Source organism: Yersinia rochesterensis (assembly GCF_003600645.1).
Classification (GTDB): Bacteria; Pseudomonadota; Gammaproteobacteria; order Enterobacterales; family Enterobacteriaceae; genus Yersinia; species Yersinia rochesterensis.
In genome coordinates, this window is sequence record NZ_CP032482.1 from 2,679,833 (window position 1) to 2,700,866 (window position 21,034).

Here is a 21,034-nt window from a genome sequence, read left to right on the forward strand (position 1 = left end):
ACATTCATACTGTGGAAAATGCTCCTACGAGGATGCTATACAGCGCCATGACCCAAGACGCCTCACCGATTTTGACTTCATTGCTTGATACGGATGCTTATAAGCTTCATATGCAACAAGCAGTGTTCCATCGTTATCGCCATATTACCGTTGCCGCTGAATTCCGCTGCCGTGGTGATGAGCTGCTGGGCGAATATGCCGACGAAATCCGCCATCAGATAACATTGATGAGCCAATTAACACTGAGCGATGATGAGTATCTCTATCTCTCCGGCTTACCCTTTTTTAAAAATGATTATTTAAATTGGTTACATAGCTTTCGTTTTAATCCCGAACAAGTCAGCGTATCTGATAATGGTGGCAAATTAGACATTCGGATTACCGGGTTATGGTGCGAAACAATTCTGTGGGAAGTGCCGCTATTAGCGGTAATCAGTGAGATTGTCCATCGCCGCCGCTCCGAGCTTGTCACTGCTGACCAGGCGATTACACAGTTGCGCAGCAAACTTCAGCAATTTAAAGCGCTCAGTGCTGATATCGACATAACTCACTTCAAGTTAATGGATTTTGGCACGCGGCGCCGTTTTTCCCGCGAGGTTCAGCACGCCATTGTCAGCGAATTAAAAGATGAGTTTCCCTACTTTGTCGGCACCAGTAACTATGATTTAGCACGGAAGTTGTCTTTAGCTCCGGTAGGCACTCAGGCTCATGAATGGTTCCAGGCCCACCAACAAATTAGCCCGGTTCTGGCCAACAGCCAGCGCGTAGCATTGCAAATCTGGTTAGATGAGTATCCAAACCAACTTGGCGTGGCATTAACAGACTGTATTACTATGGATGCATTCCTGCGTGATTTTGATGAAACATTCGCTACTCGCTATCAGGGATTACGCCATGACTCGGGTGATCCGGTCGAATGGGGTGAAAAAGCTATCGCCCATTATAAAAAACTGGGCATTGACCCAATGAGCAAAACATTGGTGTTCTCGGATAATTTAGACTTGGAAAAAGCACTGTCGCTGTACCGCCATTTTTACCAACGGATTAAATTGGTATTCGGTATTGGAACGCGTTTAACCTGTGATATTCCCGGCGTCAAGCCACTGAATATTGTTATTAAGCTGGTGGAGTGTAACGGCAAACCGGTGGCGAAACTCTCCGATAGCCCGGGGAAAACTATTTGTCATGACCCAGCATTTGTTGATGAATTGCGTGAAGCATTCGCCCTCCCTTTGGTCAAGAAAGCCAGTTAATACCTGAATGCCGGGCGGCTGATGCTTGCCCGGCCCAATTAAACTGGTACTTTTTGCCCCTCTTTACTCTTCCGTATTTCGCGATTCAATCATTTCTCAGTTTGTGCCGTCTTTATACCCAAGATAATTCAGATTGCAGGAAGGCGGCAAGCAAGTGAGTCCCGATGAGCTTACTCGAGTAAGTGATTCAGGTGATTGAGTGCAGCCAACGCAAATGCAGTTTGAAGTATGACGGGTATATTTATAGAAATGTTGCACTGAACGGGTGATTTCTACTTGTGTCCTGCACTGTCGCAAGTAACATAGCAATATCCCCATTTTGTTGGGTTGTTAACTATTTATCAAAACTATTAAAGAGAGAAATCTATGAGCGTAGTGCCTGTAGTCGACGTACTGCAAGGCCGTGCTGCGGTTGACAGTGAAGTCACCGTACGCGGTTGGGTGCGTACCCGGAGAGATTCTAAAGCGGGTATCTCCTTCGTTGCCGTTTATGACGGTTCCTGCTTTGACCCGTTACAGGCCGTCGTGAATAATACTTTGCCTAATTATCAGGACGAAGTATTGCATTTAACTACCGGCTGCTCAGTAGAAGTCACTGGCACTGTGGTTGCATCACCAGGTGAAGGGCAGAGTTTTGAAATTCAGGCCACCGCTATCAAAGTCGTCGGTTGGGTTGATGACCCTGATACTTATCCAATGGCAGCAAAACGTCATAGTATCGAATACTTGCGTGAAGTCGCTCACTTGCGCCCGCGGACTAACCTGATCGGCGCAGTTGCTCGCGTTCGTCATACTTTGGCACAAGCCATTCACCGTTTCTTCGATGAGAACGGTTATTTCTGGGTTTCAACCCCACTTATCACCGCTTCAGATACTGAAGGTGCCGGTGAAATGTTCCGTGTTTCCACATTAGATCTGGAAAATCTGCCGCGCACAGATACTGGCGCTGTTGATTTCAGTGAGGATTTCTTCGGTAAAGAAGCTTTCCTTACGGTATCCGGCCAGCTAAACGGTGAAACCTACGCCAGTGCGTTATCCAAAGTTTACACTTTCGGCCCGACTTTCCGTGCTGAAAACTCCAATACCAGCCGCCATTTAGCCGAATTCTGGATGGTTGAACCTGAAGTTGCTTTCGCCTCATTGGATGATGTCGCCGCACTGGCCGAGAAAATGTTGAAATACGTTTTCCAGGCGGTATTGAACGAACGCGCTGATGATATGAAGTTCTTTGCCGAGCGTGTCGATAAAGATGCGGTCGATCGCTTACAGCGTTTTGTCACCTCTGACTTTGCTCAGGTTGACTACACCGATGCTATTGAGATTTTATTGGCATCAGGTCAGAAATTTGAAAATGATGTCTCTTGGGGCATTGATTTGTCTTCTGAGCATGAGCGTTACTTAGCTGAGCAACACTTTAAAGCGCCGGTAGTGGTCAAAAACTATCCGAAAGATATCAAAGCTTTCTATATGCGTATGAATGAAGATGGTAAAACCGTGGCAGCGATGGATGTCCTCGCCCCTGGCATTGGTGAGATTATCGGTGGTTCACAACGTGAAGAGCGTTTAGATGTGTTGGATGCACGTCTGGCAGAAATGGGCCTCAATAAAGAAGATTATTGGTGGTATCGTGATCTGCGTCGCTATGGCACTGTACCACATTCAGGTTTTGGCCTTGGATTTGAGCGTTTGATCTCCTATGTGACTGGAGTTCAAAACGTTCGCGATGTGATTCCATTCCCACGTACGCCGAGAAATGCCAGTTTCTAAGTTCGTCATTTAGAAAAAAATGTGATTTTGTATAAATAAAAGCCAGCTCTGCTGGCTTTTGTCATTTTTTAAAGTTCGATCTAAGTCACAAAGTTCCCTGAAATTTACATTTAGTAACACATAGTATCCCTATGAAACATATTCAGGTAATTGGTAGCATTTTCGGTCTGGATTATAACCCCCGTGAATGGAACACTGCGTTCAGACACAGACGACACCAAACTCTCAACAATAGTTCCAAAAAAATTATTGGCGGCAGTGGCAGGTGTCCGAATAACACCAATGAGGGTAATAATAATGATGAAGCGCAATATTCTTGCAGTAGTAATCCCTGCACTGTTAGTAGCTGGTGCAGCTAATGCAGCAGAAATCTACAACAAAGACGGCAACAAACTTGACCTGTACGGTAAAGTTGACGCCCGTCACCAGTTCTCTGATAACAAAGGCCAAGACGGCGACGAATCTTATGTTCGTTTCGGCTTCAAAGGTGAAACCCAAATTACTGACCAACTGACCGGTTACGGCCAGTGGGAATACAACATTCAGGCTAACCACGCTGAATCCCAAGGCGACAAAGGCAACAAAACCCGTCTGGGCTTTGCTGGTCTGAAATTTGCTGAATTCGGTTCATTCGACTACGGCCGTAACTACGGCGTAATCTATGATGTCAACGCATGGACTGACATGCTGCCAGTGTTCGGTGGTGATTCAATCTCCAACTCTGACAACTACATGACTGGCCGTTCTACTGGCCTGGCAACTTACCGTAACACTAACTTCTTCGGTCTGGTTGATGGTCTGAACTTTGCTCTGCAATACCAAGGCAAAAATGAAGATGGTCGTAACGGTATTGTTGAAACAACTGATGCACTTGGTAATGTAACCAGCACTACTTACAGCAACCTGAAAGATCAGAATGGCGACGGCTTCGGTATTTCTTCTACTTATGATATCGGTTACGGCGTGAACTTCGGTGCTGGTTTCTCTTCTTCAAACCGTACTGATCAACAAAAACGTTTCAGTACTGCTGAAGGCGATAAAGCTCAGGCATGGAACGTTGGTGCTAAATATGACGCAAACAACGTATACTTGGCTGTAATGTATGCTGAAACTCAGAACATGACTCCGTACGGCGATGCTAACGATACTATCGCTAACAAGACTCGTGACATTGAAATCACTGCACAATATCAGTTCGACTTCGGTCTGCGTCCATCTTTAGGCTACGTTCAGTCTAAAGGCAAAGATCTTAACGCGACTCGCGATAACCAAGATCTGTTGAAATATGTTTCTGTTGGTTCTTACTACTACTTCAACAAAAACATGTCTACCTATGTTGATTACAAAATCAACTTGTTGGACGAGAATGATTTCACTCGTACTAACGGTCTGAACACTGATGACGTTGTTGGTGTTGGCTTGGTATACCAGTTCTAAGTTAAACTTAATCAAGCAGTTTATCTGCTGACCTAAGTTAAAAAAGACAGGACCTCGGCTCTGTCTTTTTGTTTTTATGCTTGGCTAACATTTTTACCCTTGATTAATCCAGGGAGATTGCGCTGTAGAAAGCGTTATTTTGCCGATTTTTCACCCTGAATCCCCTCGCCTCACAACATTCATTTCTTTTTATTGCAAACGGTTGGCAAAGGCCGCAACTGGCGCTACTCTGGTAGTTCTGTTTGCTTAAAGCTAAGCCATGGAAATCTCTGAAATGTTTGAAAAAATCACTGCCGCACCTGCCGACCCTATTCTGGGTCTGACCGATATTTTCCGCGCGGATGACCGCTCTCATAAAATTAACCTCGGGATCGGGGTCTACAAAGACGAAACCGGGAAAACGCCGGTGCTGACCAGCGTAAAGAAAGCTGAACAGTATTTACTGGAAAATGAAGTCACCAAGAACTATCTGGGTATTGATGGCCTGCCCGTTTTCGCCAGTTGTACTCAGGAACTGTTGTTCGGGGCCGATAGCGCAATTATTGCTGATAAACGTGCGCGTACCGCTCAAACCCCTGGTGGTACTGGTGGTTTGCGTATCGCCGCTGATTTCATTGCCCATCAAACCAGCGCCAAACGTGTCTGGGTCAGTAATCCAAGCTGGCCAAATCATAAAAATATCTTCGCCGCTGCTGGGCTGGAAGTCGTTGAATATGCATATTATGACGCAGCCAATCATGCGCTGGACTTCGATGGGTTGTTAAATAGCCTGTCAGAAGCCCAGGCTGGTGACGTAGTGCTGTTCCATGGTTGCTGTCACAACCCAACAGGGATTGACCCAACAGAAGCCCAGTGGAGCCAATTAGCCGAACTTTCAGTTGCTAAAGGTTGGTTACCACTGTTTGACTTTGCTTATCAAGGTTTTGCTAAAGGTTTGGAAGAAGATGCCCAAGGCCTGCGAATTTTTGCCGCGACACATCAAGAATTGATTGTTTGCAGCTCTTATTCCAAAAACTTCGGTTTGTACAATGAGCGTGTCGGGGCTTGTACTATTGTTGCCGCAAACAGTGAAGTCGCTGATATCGCTTTCAGCCAAGTGAAAGCCGTTATCCGCGCTAACTATTCCAATCCACCAGCTCACGGTGCCTCTGTGGTTGCCACCATTTTGAGTAACCCAGCGCTGCGTGCTATTTGGGAACAAGAACTGACTGATATGCGCCAACGCATTCACCGTATGCGTCAGTTGTTTGTTAATACTTTGCAGGAAAAAGGCGCTAAGCAAGATTTCAGCTTTATCATAAACCAGAATGGTATGTTCTCGTTCAGTGGCCTGACCAAAGAACAAGTTCTGCGTCTGCGTAATGAGTTTGCTGTTTATGCCGTAAATTCTGGTCGCGTTAACGTTGCCGGTATGACGCCAGACAATATGGCGCCATTGTGTGAAGCTATCGTTGCGGTGCTCTAATTAAGCCTCCGCGACCGGCCTTAAAAAGGGTGCCTTAGAGGCACCCTTTTTTATTCTCCTGCCTATAATCTTAACGGAACAAATATTTGGCAAATTCGTTCATTGGCATAGGTCGTCCATACATATATCCTTGTAGATAATCCACATTATGGGCCTGTAAATAACGCATTTGAGTTTCGTTTTCGACTCCCTCGGCAATAGTTTGCAATCCCAGCCGAGTTGCGAGATCGATGACATTCCCCACTATGTGGCTCGACAAAGCATCTGAACCAATCATCCCGACAAAACTTTGATCAATCTTGAGAAAGTCGACTTTAAATTTCTGCAAATAAGTTAGGCTCGAATGCCCGGTACCAAAGTCATCAATGGCAATATAAACACCTAAAGCATGAAGTTCGGCAAATAATTTATCTGTAATCTCATCTGCAACAATCAATTTTCGTTCAGTTAATTCCAGCATGATATTAATTTTATTACCGCCAAAAGCCTGAATGAAATTACGGCAGTCATCTACCAGACTGAGATCACGGCAATGATTGGCGCTAATATTAAAACCAAAGTGGAACCCTTCGGGTAATTGATTGACGTAAGGCGCAAACTTTGTGCTAACCTGCTGCATAATAGCACGCGTCATCGGCTCGATAAGTTCACTGTCCTCCGCCATAGGAATGAAATGATTTGGTTGAATTAATCCCTGCTCTGGATGCTGCCAACGCATTAAAACTTCACACCCCACCCAGCATTGCCTCTTACCGCTGACAATCGGCTGCATATAAGGAATAAATTCATTATTTTCTAATGCTTGTTTTAATACCTGAGTGGGTGATGATGCCCTTCCTGACAACCAGAAAACAAGTGCCGCCGAGCCAATACTCATTAATATGAAGAAAATTAAACTGCCTTGAGCGTATTGCCAAGCATAAGCCCAATATTGTTGATGAGAAAGTGCAGTGCTTAATGAATAAGCATATCTTTCTGAGGCCAAGTATAAAGGTTCGCCTTTATTCGTCGGATGACCTGAATGCACCATTCCGATCGCATCCATCCATTTATCGCCAACTCTCAGTTGCAATGCGATATCGCCGCTCAATAAATTAAGAATACTGCGTAAATAATAACCATCAACAGCGACCAGAATGCTGTAATCCCCTCGAGCTTGCCGATAAACCATCAAAGCACGATCAGGAGTTACATCATTACCCGACATTAATTCTAATTGCCCATCAACAAATGCATCTAAATAGAATTGCTCGGAAATTGGACCATATATTGAAGAACAATAAATAGTCGTGTTTTTTGCCAAAGAAACTGAACGCACATCCGGTATAAAGACAACTTGATCGCGTAAGTTCTGCACAACTTGTAAACAAGGTTTTCCCAGCCCTGTTTCCACCTGGGTAGCAGCATGCTGCAAGTTATTAAATATTTGGTCGAAACGTTCTCTACCCTGTAATAACTTGGCTTGAGCATCTTGATGCATATTAGCTTTTGTTTGCGCATAAATCACAACAGCGCCCAACAGCAGAAATAGCAATAATACCATAGAAGAAAAACCGAGCCGGGACAGGAATTTATTCACTCTGAAACGACGAAATGGCATAGTAGATTCCATTGAAAGGCGCTCATAATATGACGAACTTAAAACGGCAGTAAAGGTCGTGGCGGGTCAATATCAGTTCTATACCTGTGCCCTCAAGACGCAGGAGTGTTGGCTACCTTTGCTCACCCCAATCACTTACTTGTGTAAGCTCCAAGAGGTTCACTCAGTTGCCGCCTACCTGCACCTCGAAGTCGCTAGGGTATATTTCTCTGTTATGTTACGCCTTATGAATATTATAGGGTCATGCTAATTTTATGAACCCCATAATTATGTTCGTCGTATTTATAAATAGCTGATTAAGAGTTCACAAAATACTTTAACAAAAAATTAAATCTAATATAAGAAAGGCACCTCACGGTGCCCTCCTTGATCTGACGCTATCTGATACTCAGTGTTATATCGCACTAAGTTGCCATTCTTACCAAACAGCAGGTTCTTCACGTATAAACGGATTGGTCTGCCGCTCATGCCCTAACGTAGACATCGGGCCATGGCCCGGAATGAATGTGATATTGTCACCCAAAGGCAATAATTTGGTTCGGATAGAATGAATCAATTGCTGATGGTCACCCCGTGGAAAATCACTGCGTCCCACACCACCATTAAAAATAACATCCCCAACTAATGCCAAACGATCTTTTTGATCGATGAAAACAATATGGCCTGGGGTATGCCCTGGGCAATGCAATACTGATAATTCTATTGCGCCCACCGTCATTGTATCCCCTTCTTCCAGCCAACGAGTTGGGGTGAAAGCTTCACACTCACTCAGCCCAAACATTCTGCTTTGAGCGGGTAATCCTTCTAACCAAAACGTATCTTCTTTTTCTGGGCCATAGATAGGCACCTGAAAATGTGCAGCTAATTCAGCAGCAGCACCCACATGATCCAGATGACCGTGAGTCAACAAAATCTGGCTGACCTTAACACCCTGACGGGCGACTTCAGCAATTATCTTGGCAGCTTCACCACCGGGATCCACTAGAGCAGCTAGCCCTGTTTCTTCACACCAGATCAGTGTGCAATTCTGACTAAAGGCCGTCACTGGAATAATTTGATATTTCATAGAGCTCCCCCAATGCACTGGATAGATTCAAAGCATTGGCATAAAAATGCGGATACCCAAGTTACTTCAAGATGCAGGTAGGCGGCAACCGAGCAAATCCCCAGAAGCTTAGATAGCTAAGTGACTGGGGTGAGCAAGGGCAGCCAACACCCCTGTATCTTGAAGGGCGACGGGTATATTACCAGGTTCGTATTGGCCCAGTATCAATATGCACAAAATTACTGCGAGGGTAATATCCTACACCACCTGCACGCATTTTTAATGCCGCTTTGCGGATATTGCTCAATTGAATACCTTGAATATGGAAATCCATCGCCTGCCCTTTAGTGTGGTAGCTATGTTTGGCCACACCGCGGCTCCGCTCACGCAGTTCATTATTGGTATCCAGTGAACGGTAGCCAGAAATCAGCTGCACCGGTTTAGTGGTGCCAAGAAGGCCTTGTAGGCGGTATAGCTGGTCAAATAGGCGGGGATCGATGCTTTTTACTTTGTTAGCTCGGTAGTCGCGGAATAAATGATTTAAACGGGAAAGTTCATCTTTATTATAGTTTCGACCGTCAAAGAACTCGGCTTTTATGGACTCACCTGTATTCAGGTTATTCAGGGTCAAAATGCGTGGGCGAGGAGTTGAAAGGGTAGCAAATGCTTGCCCTGGGAGTAGCGACATCCCGAGCGCTACCCCGCCTAACGCTAGCCATTTACGGCGATGATTATCAATTTTATCCATGATCTCTGTTAATACCCGGCAAGAATGTCAAAAGTAAGTACTGTCCCCTCATGGCTTGGAGCCACGGCTGTGTTGGCTGGCTGCAACTCCAATAACTTTGGGTATATATGTACCGTCCCGAACCATAACCGTCTACGGAAAACCAGTCAACCCGCATTCGGTACGCATTCACTGTGCGTTTAGTCCAGGTTTATAGGGCGCCCGTTTAGAAGCGCCCACAAGACAACCTGATATTGAGACCATTAGTTATTGAGTTTTACTGCATTTATTGCAGCAAAAGTTCAGCTTGATGAGCGATTTGTGAACCGGATCTCACCGTCATATCATAATTGTAAATATCTGTTCTAAACTGTGGTTTACCATCTTCAGCCACCCATGCCGTCAGATAATACAGTTGCACCGGAATACGTTGGCGAATGTTGACATAAGTGGTGTCCCCTTTTTTCAGGGTCGAGGAAACACGAGCATCATTCCAACCCGCATCCTGCAACAACATATTGGCTAAATCAGACGCTTTATTCACGCGAACACAGCCCGAGCTTAAGGCCCGAATATCTTTCTGGAACAAACCATGGTTCGGCGTGTCATGCAAATAGATAGCATCAGAGCTTGGCATATTGAACTTGAACCGCCCTAATGAATTGCTGGCACCCGGTGCCTGACGCAGGCGATATGGGAAGTTATTCGGTGAAATCATGCTCCAGTCAATCATTGACGGGTCGACAACTTCGGCATCATTGCTCCAACCGGACAATACCGTATAGCCATGGCGCTGGAAATAACTGGAATCGTAACGCGCTTTCGGCACGATATCCTGGCGCACCAGAGAGGTCGGCACATTCCACGGCGGGTTAACCACTACATTATTCAACGCGCTGCTCATCAACGGCGTTTTACGGCTTGGGCGGCCGACAATCACGCGTGACGAAAGCACCTCGGCACCATTCTTATAATAATTCAGCGAATAGTTTGGAATGTTAACCATGATGCCGTTATCCACCCGCCCCGGCAAAATGCGTAAGCGCTGAATATTTAAGGCTAATAATGTCGCCCGTGTTTGTGGAGAAACATTCAACCATTCGCGAGTACGGGCACCGATAACGCCATCATCACTCAAACCATGCCACTGTTGGAACCGTTTGACGGCTTCCATTAGCTCTGGCGTATAGACATTGTCAGTTACCGTGACAGTCGCGGCCAGTGGTGCCGCAGATGGCGCAACTACCCCTTCGCTAGCGGGAGTGTCTGCAACCGGGGCTGCTGATGGGCTAACCACCAAACTGTGGGCCTGAGCACGGTTTTTCTCTTCATCAACCGAGAGGTCATCATTAACAACCGCGACCGCAGGATTATCAGCCGGGATAACCTCCGGGGTGTGCACTGGTGTAGACGCCACCGGGTGCAACATGCCGGTTCTGTCGAGAATCTCCCGCAGCGCTGGAATATCGTCGCTTAACTGCCCTGGACGTAAACTCGGGCCATTGGCCATTTGTGGCCACGGACGCCGGTCTGCCAGCATCTGTTTCAGCGCCAGACGCATTTTCTCATATTGAGGATGTTGAGGTGCCAGAGATGCCAGATAAAGCGCGGTGTTCCCCTCGTGTACAGCTTGTTGCCAGCGATTTAAAATCGTCGCCGGTGGCATCGCCATCTTGTACGGCACATTGTTGTAGAGCCAGACGCTACCATTTGCACCAACGCCTGAGATAAAGTGCAAATAACCTAACATGGCATCGGACAGAATAACGTCGCGAGCCAAGCCGGTAATAGCAGGATCACTGAGCCATTTCACCCATTGCATAAATTGCGGCTGAATACCGGAGAGAGCCACTTCCGCTAATTGTTGCTGGAAATGCTGGACAGCAGTCTGGTCTTGCCACATTGGCTGCATATTATTGGCAGCATAGAGCACGGCTAATTCAGAAGAATAGAACGGCGTGATAGTTTTCGGTAACACTGCCAATAATTGAGAGCGGCTTTGTGCGACCGACATGCTTTGTGGCGGTGATTTTTGCGCTGAAGATGAATCAACAGGCATCATCGGCACTGTGGCCGATGCTGTAAATACGGGCATTACGCTACAAATCACAGCGCAATATAACGCTAATACAGGTCGCGGATTTCTTTTCTCTACCGACATTCTATGCCCCCGGTATGCTTATCTAAGTACGTCATAGTTTGTCGTTACCTTTCTTCCCTGAAGTCGCAGTAGGTTAGCGGCTCTCGTTACCCGATTCGGTCGTTGACAACATCGGCCGTTGACAACACCACCACTATCTTTGGGTATTATTATATAAACAGAAATGCTACTCAGTAGATAATAATCTAAATTAGCCATTAACCTTACGCTAACAGATTTTCTTCGGTTATAAAATATAACCCTCAAATGTCGCAACAAATAAAAATGGCCGCTAGGCGGCCATTGGATGGAATTAATTATTATTACGTCTTTATTGTGCGAAAATTAACCGAAATATCATTGTTCAGCAGATATCTGTGGCAAAGTCGGTATTTCATTGGCAAAACCGCGTAAGCCCACTACGTGTACATGCTCATGATTTTGGAAGACTTTTCGCACCAGTTTATAAGTCGTCCCTTTTTCTGGACTGATATTTTCTGGAGCGGCAATAATTAATTGCATTTCCAGCCGCTCGCACAGTTCAAATAATGTTGCGATAGATTTCGCATCCAGACGCGCAGCTTCATCCAGGAACAATAAGCGGCAAGGTGAAATATCTTTACCGCGTAAACGGCGAGATTCTTCTTCCCAGCTCTGTACCACCATCACCAGAATAGACATCCCGGTACCGATAGCCTCACCGGTTGACAATGCGCCACTCTCGGCCCGTAACCAGCCATCTGCACCGCGGTTAACTTCAACTTCCAGCTCTAAATAGTTACGGTAATCAAGTAACTCTTCACCAATGGTTTGCGGCAAACGCTGCCCCATATCCATTTGTGGGTTTAGGCGCTGATACAGTTTTGCCAGCGCTTCAGAGAAGGTCAGGCGGTTACTGTTGAACAAATCCTGATGCTGTTCTTGCTGTTCGGATAACACATCAAGCAAGGTCGCATGGGCTTCGCGCACATTCACATTTAGCCGCACACTTTTGACCTGACCAAATGACACCGCTTGCAGGCCCTGATTCAGCATCCGAATACGGTTCTGTTCGCGTTGAATGGTTTTACGGATGATATTCGACACGCTTTTCGAACTGATCGCCAGCTTCTGTTCACGGGCGGTCAGTTCTTCGGTCAGCCGGCCGAGTTCAATCTCCATTTGTTCAATGGCTTCGACCGGGTCATCAGTGCGGATGATATCCTGGCGAATACGCTCGCGTAGATGCTGATATACCGCAATATAGAACTGAATTTTGCGCTCAGGCCGTTTGGGATCTTCCGACATGCGCAGCACATCGCGCAAATGCTCATTATCAGCCACCGCCAGACGCAATGCCCCCAGCGCCTTATCCGACATAGAACGCAGCTCATCGCCATCCATATAGGCCAATTCACGACGATGTAAGCGGCGCTCGACACCATTGTCTTTCACCATCCGCATCACGGCACACCAGCCCGCTTTAGCATTAACGACCTGCTCGCGAATTTGGTGATAATCGCGCTCCAGCTTGCGTAATTTCTTCTGCAAGCTGTCCATCTCGGCTTCACAGAAAGTCAGCTGTTTTTCCAACTGATTGCGCCGTGAGCGGTTGGTGCTCAATGCAGCATGCAATTCATCGCGGCGCGTGCGGGCGCGGGCTTCGGCATTAGCATCCGCCTGAACGCCAATATCCACCAGCTCCTGACTCAGCTCTTTGAGCATGTCACGTTTGGCATCATAAGAACTTTTCAATGACGCCAGCACTTGATTGTATTGAGTAAACTGCGCCTGATATTGACGCAACTGCTCGCGCGCGCGCGTACGCTCTGCTTCGGCTTGTTCTAAGCGCTGGCGCAGTTTATCGTTCAGAGAGGAGTTTTCAGTCAGCATCCCCGCAGAATCGGTATAGCTAAAGTGGGCACGCCGCTGCACAACTTCCGTCAAGGCGAAAGCTTGCTGCTTAGCCTGGCGCTGGCTGTTTTGCGCCTGAGTATAGTTTTTCTGCAACTGTTCGTGTTGCTGCGGGTCACTTTGTAGCACCGCCAGCAGCGGTTCAAGCTTGGTCAAAGAAGCGCCGTGTTTCTGAATATGGCGGGCGGCCTCTTGTGCTTCAGCTAGCTCTTCAGTGATTTCTTCGACGCGATCTGTCAGGCTGTCATCAAGCAGCAATGACACCAATGGAATCAAACGGTTAAGAGCTGAAATACCCTCTTTAGCTTGTTCGAATTGCTGGCGCTGCTGTTGATTTTGGTCTTCGTGCGCATTCAGTGCGCGCTCGATTTCACCACGGCGAGTATTTAACAACCGAATTTCAGCTTCTGGATCAGAATCGAATGCCACACCCAGATGAGAACCAATAAACCGGCTGAATGCCTGATGCAAACGCTGGGTTTTCTGCACATCAAACGACAGTGTCGCATAGCGCTCCGCCAGACTATCACGCTCTTGGTACAGCGCTTCTAGCCGGTTTTCACGGGCAGCACGACCAAACAGCGGCACTTCCGGATAGCGAGAATAGCGCCATTGGCGATCGGCAATTTTCACCACCACCGCTTTATCCAGTTCTTCGACGGCAAAGACACTGTCATCAAATGACTGCGGGTCACCCTCGATGAGATATAAATCTTCCGGGCAATCTTCCAATCCAGCCAATTGGTCACGAACTAATGATAAATCCGGCACCACGATACCGTGGCGAGACGGGCCATACAGCGCGGAGAAATAGGGCGCATCGTCGAGCGTGACATCATCATAAATCTCGGATAACAGCACGCCGCCAAAGCGCTCGGCCAATGCAATCATCCGCGAATCTTCAGCGCCACTTGGCTGACTCAGGCGCTCAATTTGTGCATCAATCGCCCGTTTAGTTGCCGCCACTTCATCGCGTTCGACGGTGGTTTCGCGCTCACGCTCTAGCAACTGTTGCATATATTCAGTCACTTGGCGGCTGTCTTCCAGCGCTTCACCGCTCTGATCACTCAATTGGCTCAGAGCATCTTGTGCCGCCAACCATACTGGAGCTCGCGCCGTCAATTCCTGAATTTTCTGCTTCAGTTGCTCGAGTTCCTGGCGCATTTCCATCCGCCGCTCACCAGCATCACTGACACTGAGAGAAAGTTCTTCAATCTGTGATTCCAGCTCACGCTGCAACTCTTCCAATTCTTCCGGCTGATAAGCTTGCCCCTGACGTTTGCAAAACTCTTGCAATAAACGCTCGGCATCTTGCTGGGCACGTAAACGCTGCTCAAGCTCGGACAGGCGCATGCGCAAGGGCTGAACCCGCTCGGCCAAATGTTGCTGCGACGGCCAGTCACGTAATAATTCGCGCGCGGTTTGCCAAGCTTCACTGCGGCTGACCTCACCGGCGATGGTCACCACCAACTGATAAGCTTGCTCAAATTGGCTGTGGGCGGCATCTGCAACACTCAGTTTTTGCTCAAGTTGCAATAAAGATTCGGTCGCTTCCTGCTCTTTGGCCTGGAAAGTTTCCAGCCAATCTTCAGCATTATCGGCCGTTAATTCAGGTAATTGGCACAGCGCACGGGCGCGCTCCAATGCTTGTAATGCTTGCTGATATTGAATGGCGCGGGTTTGCTGTACATCCAGCGCTTGCTGATAATCAGCCAACTGACTTTTCAGCTCATCCACTTCCAGCTCTGCGGCTTCGGCACGGGCTTCGTTATCAGCCTGTTGCTCGCTGGCCTCAGCAACAACTTCATTTTGCTCTTCCAGCCGGTAAGTCAGCTCTTCCAAATCACTTTGGTAGCGCTCGATTTTTTCCTGCTGGCGCATCGCGGTTTGCACCAGACTGAGATGGTCACTGGCAGCTTGATAATCAGTCTCGAGATCAGATTCAGCAGCACTTTGCTCGGCCAATTCACGGGACATTTCGACATGGCGATACTGCTCGGTCACCAGTTGTTTGCGGCTGCCCAGTAAATCGCGGCGCAAGACCAAAGCGCCATCGAGATGAATACGCCGCTCATTAGCATGGCGCATATAGTCAGCGGCGACATAGGAAGTTGCTTCGGAAATGAGATGCTTAAACAGGTCACGGTCGGATTGGGTGACACGGATAGCTTCCAGCGTCATGCGATTTTCGCGCAACGCCGCCTCCATATCCTGGAATGCTTTGCGGACGCCGCTGTTTTCTGGCAATAAATAATCGCGTAATGAGCGGGTAATGGCGCTGGAAATACCGCCGTACAGTGACGCTTCAATCAAACGATAGAATTTACTGCGATCAGTTGAAGAGCGCAGCCGTTTGGGGATCACACCCAAATCAAACATCAGCGAGTGGTAATCGGTGATGGAGTTAAATTGCTTAAACTGCACCCCTTCCATGGCTTCAACGCGTTCTTTCAGCTCTGGCAAGGACAACACCCGCGCCTGACGCTCGTCCACCACTTCGGTGAGGATCTGTGTGGGTTGAATTACCGTCGGAAGCCCTTGAATAGTAAAAGGTTTGATATCAACTTTGCGATCGCGCCCGGCCACTTGTTGCAGTCGCACCCCGACAACCACCCGTTGGTGGCGAGAGTTGACCACATCTAACGTGGAGTAACACACTCCGGCGCGCAATTTACCGTGCAAGCCTTTATCGCGCGAGCCACTGGTGGCCCCGGCTTCGGTGGTGTTACGGAAGTGCAGCAAGGTTAAATCTGGAATCAATGCTGTGACAAAAGCGGCCATGGCGGTAGATTTACCGGCCCCGTTACCACCGGATAAGGTAGTAACCAGTTCATCAAGATCAAATGTTCGGGCAAAAAAACCATTCCAGTTAACTAAGGTCAGTGAGCGAAATTTACCGCGTTCAATCATTCCTGTTCATCCTCTGCACTGTCCGTTGCATTGCCCATGGTGATGTCGCTTTCATCGCTTTCATCATGGAGTGACAGACTATTTTCGACCGCCATGGCTTCGCCATCCCGGATCATACGCAATTGAGCTTCTCGTGGATCATCACCGCTGCGCACATCGGCACCAAAGCGGAATACCGCCTCCGTGATACGAAACTTGCTACTGTCATTGCCCATAAAGTAAATCATACCCAAACGGCGCAGCCGGTTGAGTGAGGTTCGCACTTTTTCCTGCAATTTCTGTTTATCCAAATCCGAACCGGTTGAGCGCTGATTAACAAACTTCAGCAATTTGCTCTCATCGGCCAGACTCAGCAGCTCTTCGTACAACTCGTGCTGGGCGAAAATCCCTTCATGAGCCAGACGTTCCGGGCTGAGATACAGATAACAAAGAATTTTGCCGACCATCATATCCAGCTCAGATAACACCGAGCGCGGGATTAACGTGGTTGAACGAGGGCGCAGATAGAAGAAACCTTCCGGCGCACGAATTAATTCCACATTATAGCGGGTATAAAACTCTTCCAGTTGCTCCTGAAAATCCATCAGGAAAGCATGGTTATCCAGCTCATCAAGCCCGATATGACGGCCAGCACGTAGCTGACTATCCAGTGCCGGAAACAAGGAGTTGGCCAATGCTTGAGCCAGTTTAACCGGCATTACTACTTCAATATTTGTTGATGACATGTGCCTGCACCTTGGCTCCGTAATCATTGATTGCCAGCCATTCAGCGGGTAACCCTGAGAAATCGGCTTCGGCCACACCAAGGCGAACTGCCTGGTCGACCAGGATACGAGCCACGTCAAAATGACGAGCACGCGGATATTGCGCGAGGTAATCGCGCATGACTTCCCCCAAATTGAGCGGCAGTTTTTTCTGCTGATACACCAGCAATGCTTGTTCAATCAGGGCGGCTAATTGCTCACGGATAGCATTAAACTCTTCAAATTCCAGGTCCGGTGGCAGTTCTCCGGTGACTTCTTCACTACGCAGTGACAGCTCTTCATCGCGCATATCCAGCAAGCGATCGGCATTGGCGTAGGTCAAGGCCCAAGGGCTATCAAAATAATTTTGCACTGACTGGCGCAAGCGCTGGGCGAATACCCGATTTTTATCCATATCAATCGCAGTACGGATAAACTTGTGCACGTGGCGGTCATAACCAATCCACAGGTCAATAGAGTGCTGGCCCCAACTGATAATGCGGTCAAGTTTACTTTGTAAATCAAAGACCAGTTTATCAACCAAATCCAAGCCCGCATTGCCGATGGTGGCTTCTTGAATGCGCAATAAATTCGCCTGAAGCTTATCACCGGCCGCTTCCAGCGTATCTTGCAGTTCTCTGAGTGTACCGGAGGTTTCTGACAGCAACATTTCGCAGCTGGCAATGGCAGCACGCCAATCTTGATTCAACAGCGCCGCGATATCTTCTTTAACACTATGCTGCTGCTCGTCCATCAGGCGCTGGGTCATGTCGATACTGTCAAAGATTTCAGCGACTGAATATTTAAGCGGGGCAAAGACATTACGATGCCAGTGGAATTCATCACCGCCCTCTTCTGCCGCTTCTGCCGCCCGTTGCAGCTCTTGCGCCACAATCGACAACTGCATCGACAACCGCAGAGTGGAGAACTCGCGCTGACGGATATAATAATCTGTGATACCAATGCCCAATGGAGTCAGGCGGTAAATAGCATTACCATCAGCCAACTCACTGGTAAAGCGGTTGAGCAAGCGCTGGCGCACCATATCATTAATGGCATTATTGGCGCGCACTGCCACGGTTTCGGTGGTCTGTTCAAACCCTTTACTGACGTGACGAAATGCATCAACTAACTCGCCTTCGCTCATTTCGCCGTCCAGCCGCTCACCATTTAAGGTGGCAATAGCCATAAGAAAGGCCAGACGCTCTGTTGGCAGAGTAATCGAAAAATCATTTTTTCGCGCCCAGGCGACCAGTTCGGGTACTGTCTGGGAAAATTCACTCATAATGGGTCCTTCAGATTCGGCTTAAACGCCATGACATGCACGTAGCGCCCCAAACTGATAAAGGGCTCCTGCCGGCAATAGCGCTGTTCCAACGCCAATAATTCAGCAAACTCATCGACTTGTTGCTGTTTATTTTTCATGTAATCGTGAAACACCCGTACTCCTGTCTTACCGCTAATGGATAAACCCATTTGCTCAAGCCAACCGTATACCGTCGGCGGGTCTAACGGGTATTGCGGTGATAACGAGCGCTGCCGACGCCTTTTGAGGCCCGGTATCGCCAACTGAAAGTTACCTAATACCGCATTACGCATCACTAACCCATTGGCATTGAAAAACATCAATGACAATGCGCCACCTGGGTTTAACGCATTAAAAAGTATTTGCAGAACTTGCTGTGGCTCTGCAATCCATTCTAAAACCGCATGGAACAATATCAGATCAACGGGCTGTTCCAAATGTTGGGTGATGTCCTGGGCTGCACTTTGTACAAATTGCATGTTGTGGCTCACACCTTTTTCCTGAGCGGCCACTTTTGCACGTTGGATCATCTCAGCGGACAGGTCACATAATAGAACCTGATGACCCAATTCCGCCAGTTGACAAGCCATATGCCCTTCACCACCACCTGCATCTAAAATCCGTAACGGGCGTTGCGGCAACTGCGCTAACAGCCCGGTGATATCTTGCCACACCACCGCCTGACGGATCATTCCCTTCGTCGTGCCGTAGATATTGCGCGAGAATTTCTCGGCAATATCATCGAAATTGCGATCCTGCATGGACAATTGCTCCGCGATTGTATCTATAACTATTGATTTACCGGCCTTGATAGAGACTCGCAAATCAATAGCGACAGCAAAAAGAATGACTATCAACCTGCTATTTTGGCACAGCCTGACTTAGAATAAATCTTCTTGGCCCGTAATCATCGCCAAATGCCGTTTTTTCAGCCAAAAGGTGCCTGTTTTTATGCTTTTTACCCTAAAAAAGTTTGTTGGCGGCTTATTAATGCCACTGCCCTTTCTGCTTATCATCATGGGGCTGGCATTAATCTTATTGTGGTTTACCCGCTGGCAAAAAAGTGGCAAAACGCTTTTTGCATTAAGTTGGCTGGTATTATTGCTTATTAGCCTACAACCCGTCGCCGATCGCCTGTTATTGCCGTTGGAAAAACAATATGCAACTTATCAGGGAAACGACCCGGTAGATTACATTGTTGTCCTCGGTGGCGGCTACACGTTTAATCCGAATTGGGCGCCAAGTGCTAATTTATTCTCGAATAGTTTACCGCGAGTGACTGAAGGGATCCGGCTGTATCGCGTGCATCCTAACGCAAAAATGGTATTTACCGGTGGCGCTAGCCCGAACAGCCAAAGCAGTGCAAAAACAGCGGCGCAGGTAGCGGAAAGTTTAGGGGTTCCGGCGGCGGATATTATTGCATTAGAGCAACCCAAAGATACGGCTGAAGAAGCGGCAGCGGTAGCTACCTTGGTGGGTAATAAACCTTTTTTGCTAGTAACCTCAGCCAGTCATTTGCCTCGGGCGATAAAATTCTTTACCGCCAAGGGGTTAAATCCTATTCCAGCGCCCGCCAATCAGTTAGCTATTACCAGCCCCTTACACAGTTGGGAGCGTACTATTCCGGCAGCAACCTATTTGGGTCATTCCGAGCGCGCCTGGTATGAAACCTTGGGGCTAATCTGGCAAACATTAACGGGCAATAAAAATGATGAATAATTTTGCGGTTAATTCAGCCAAGGTAACAGTTGTTTAGCCGCATTATCAAATGAAGCGCGATCCAAATTACCGGTGTGAATAAAGCGGGAAACCAACTCCCACAGCGTGTAGAGCCAACGACGGGCCACAAAGGATTCCGAGACCGGCGCTTTATTGAGGTAGCGATAAAATAGCTGGCTCGGCATCCCCTCTTCACTAAGACGGAATAAATCATACTCCCGCGGTGCCCATAGCATGGGGCCGGGGTTGAGCATCGCCAGCAATTGATCACTGCGGGGATCTTTAAGCATGCTGCGTAAGGTCAGATTGCCATGAACCAGCACCGAACTGTCGTCAAAACCGGCGAAAAGTGCATTTAATGATGCCCGAGCACGATAAAGAATTGCCCTATCTTCCAAGGTCATTTGTGGTGAATTCATATTCGATAGCGTGGCCCACAGCACTTCAACTCGTTGCTGATACCAACTGAACCAATCATTTTCTTGTGTGCTATCAACATTGCCGACACACCCATGGCTATCAATCCGGTGCCAAGCTAATACGCCCTCAACTATCTGATCCATCAAAGCATTCCAGCGTTCCCCTGTTCGGGTGGGCGCTTCTACCGAAACACCCCGAAGGCGTTCCATCAGCAAGATTTCTTTATACGGCGGTTGATGGGTCATAACTAAACCATACACAGTCGGCAAGCGGATATCGCCTTCGCGCGACAACATTGACAGTTTATAGGCTTCTTGCTGTGCAATTCCCTGACAGACATAACTCTTTGCCAACAATGGGATCGCCTGACCCTGCTGATTATACATCGCATACAGGTGGGCATAAGGCTGCTCGCTGATGCGCTCAAGGCGGGTAATCGACTCCCCAAGCACGACGCTTAATTCAGCTTTCAGCTGTTCCATAAGGCTTTGTCCGATTATCTGACGAAATAGATTATTCATCATGGGATGATGGGAGGGATATTTCCAGAATGCAGATCAAATAATAGCCACAATAAAAGTTAAATAATTGAAGCCCGTGGGATCCAGA

At 47.8% G+C, this 21,034-nt stretch carries 14 protein-coding genes; 5 read left to right on the forward strand and 9 right to left on the reverse strand.

The genetic code is table 11. The features are described 5' to 3' along the window. Window positions 1-47: 47 nt before the first annotated feature. The 4 genes from pncB (at window position 48) to DXZ79_RS12615 (ending at window position 5,922) form a co-directional block, all read left to right on the forward strand. Window positions 48-1,253: a nicotinate phosphoribosyltransferase gene (gene pncB / locus DXZ79_RS12600; protein WP_120011307.1), complete on the forward strand. Its 1,206-nt coding sequence runs from the start codon at window positions 48-50 to the stop codon at window positions 1,251-1,253. Window positions 1,254-1,619: 366 nt separating this feature from the next. Further along, window positions 1,620-3,020: an asparagine--tRNA ligase gene (gene asnS / locus DXZ79_RS12605; protein ID WP_038632143.1), complete on the forward strand. Its 1,401-nt coding sequence runs from the start codon at window positions 1,620-1,622 to the stop codon at window positions 3,018-3,020. A gap of 300 nt (window positions 3,021-3,320) precedes the next feature. Beyond that, complete coding sequence (gene ompF / locus DXZ79_RS12610; RefSeq protein WP_162928777.1) at window positions 3,321-4,457, forward strand: porin OmpF; 1,137 nt, start codon at window positions 3,321-3,323, stop codon at window positions 4,455-4,457. Between the two features lie 274 nt (window positions 4,458-4,731). Further along, window positions 4,732-5,922 (forward strand): amino acid aminotransferase, encoded by a 1,191-nt coding sequence (locus DXZ79_RS12615; protein ID WP_038632139.1) that lies wholly within the window; start codon window positions 4,732-4,734, stop codon window positions 5,920-5,922. 70 nt (window positions 5,923-5,992) lie between these two features. On the opposite strand, the gene DXZ79_RS12620 is transcribed toward DXZ79_RS12615, so the two are convergent. The 8 genes from DXZ79_RS12620 to cmoM all read right to left on the reverse strand — a co-directional run bounded on the left by DXZ79_RS12620 (window position 5,993) and on the right by cmoM (window position 19,047). After that, entirely contained in the window at window positions 5,993-7,522 is a 1,530-nt protein-coding gene (locus DXZ79_RS12620; protein WP_038632137.1) for an EAL domain-containing protein, read from the reverse strand. Between the two features lie 418 nt (window positions 7,523-7,940). Next, window positions 7,941-8,588, reverse strand: a complete 648-nt coding sequence (locus DXZ79_RS12625; protein ID WP_120011308.1) for an MBL fold metallo-hydrolase — start codon at window positions 8,586-8,588, stop codon at window positions 7,941-7,943. A gap of 178 nt (window positions 8,589-8,766) precedes the next feature. Then, window positions 8,767-9,315 (reverse strand): peptidoglycan L,D-endopeptidase MepK, encoded by a 549-nt coding sequence (gene mepK, locus DXZ79_RS12630; protein ID WP_038632133.1) that lies wholly within the window; start codon window positions 9,313-9,315, stop codon window positions 8,767-8,769. A gap of 265 nt (window positions 9,316-9,580) precedes the next feature. Continuing rightward, window positions 9,581-11,455, reverse strand: a complete 1,875-nt coding sequence (gene ldtD / locus DXZ79_RS12635; RefSeq protein WP_050291289.1) for a L,D-transpeptidase — start codon at window positions 11,453-11,455, stop codon at window positions 9,581-9,583. Between the two features lie 336 nt (window positions 11,456-11,791). Then, the gene (mukB, locus tag DXZ79_RS12640; protein WP_120011309.1) at window positions 11,792-16,237 is read right to left on the reverse strand and encodes a chromosome partition protein MukB; all 4,446 of its coding nucleotides are present in this window, start codon (window positions 16,235-16,237) and stop codon (window positions 11,792-11,794) included. Beyond that, a complete protein-coding gene (gene mukE / locus DXZ79_RS12645) occupies window positions 16,234-16,962 on the reverse strand; it encodes a chromosome partition protein MukE (RefSeq protein WP_038632128.1) in 729 nt (242 codons plus the stop codon). Before mukE ends, mukB begins: the two co-directional genes overlap by 4 nt. After that, window positions 16,943-18,265, reverse strand: a complete 1,323-nt coding sequence (gene mukF / locus DXZ79_RS12650; protein ID WP_038632126.1) for a chromosome partition protein MukF — start codon at window positions 18,263-18,265, stop codon at window positions 16,943-16,945. The genes mukE and mukF overlap by 20 nt, the downstream gene beginning before the upstream one ends. After that, a complete protein-coding gene (cmoM, locus tag DXZ79_RS12655) occupies window positions 18,262-19,047 on the reverse strand; it encodes a tRNA uridine 5-oxyacetic acid(34) methyltransferase CmoM (RefSeq protein ID WP_038632124.1) in 786 nt (261 codons plus the stop codon). Before cmoM ends, mukF begins: the two co-directional genes overlap by 4 nt. A gap of 190 nt (window positions 19,048-19,237) precedes the next feature. On the opposite strand from cmoM, the gene elyC reads away from it, so the two are divergent. Beyond that, complete coding sequence (elyC, locus tag DXZ79_RS12660; RefSeq protein ID WP_050291290.1) at window positions 19,238-20,005, forward strand: envelope biogenesis factor ElyC; 768 nt, start codon at window positions 19,238-19,240, stop codon at window positions 20,003-20,005. 8 nt (window positions 20,006-20,013) lie between these two features. On the opposite strand, the gene DXZ79_RS12665 is transcribed toward elyC, so the two are convergent. Next, window positions 20,014-20,907, reverse strand: coding sequence for a YcbJ family phosphotransferase (locus DXZ79_RS12665; protein ID WP_004391100.1), 894 nt, complete (start codon window positions 20,905-20,907; stop codon window positions 20,014-20,016). Window positions 20,908-21,034 lie beyond the last annotated feature (127 nt).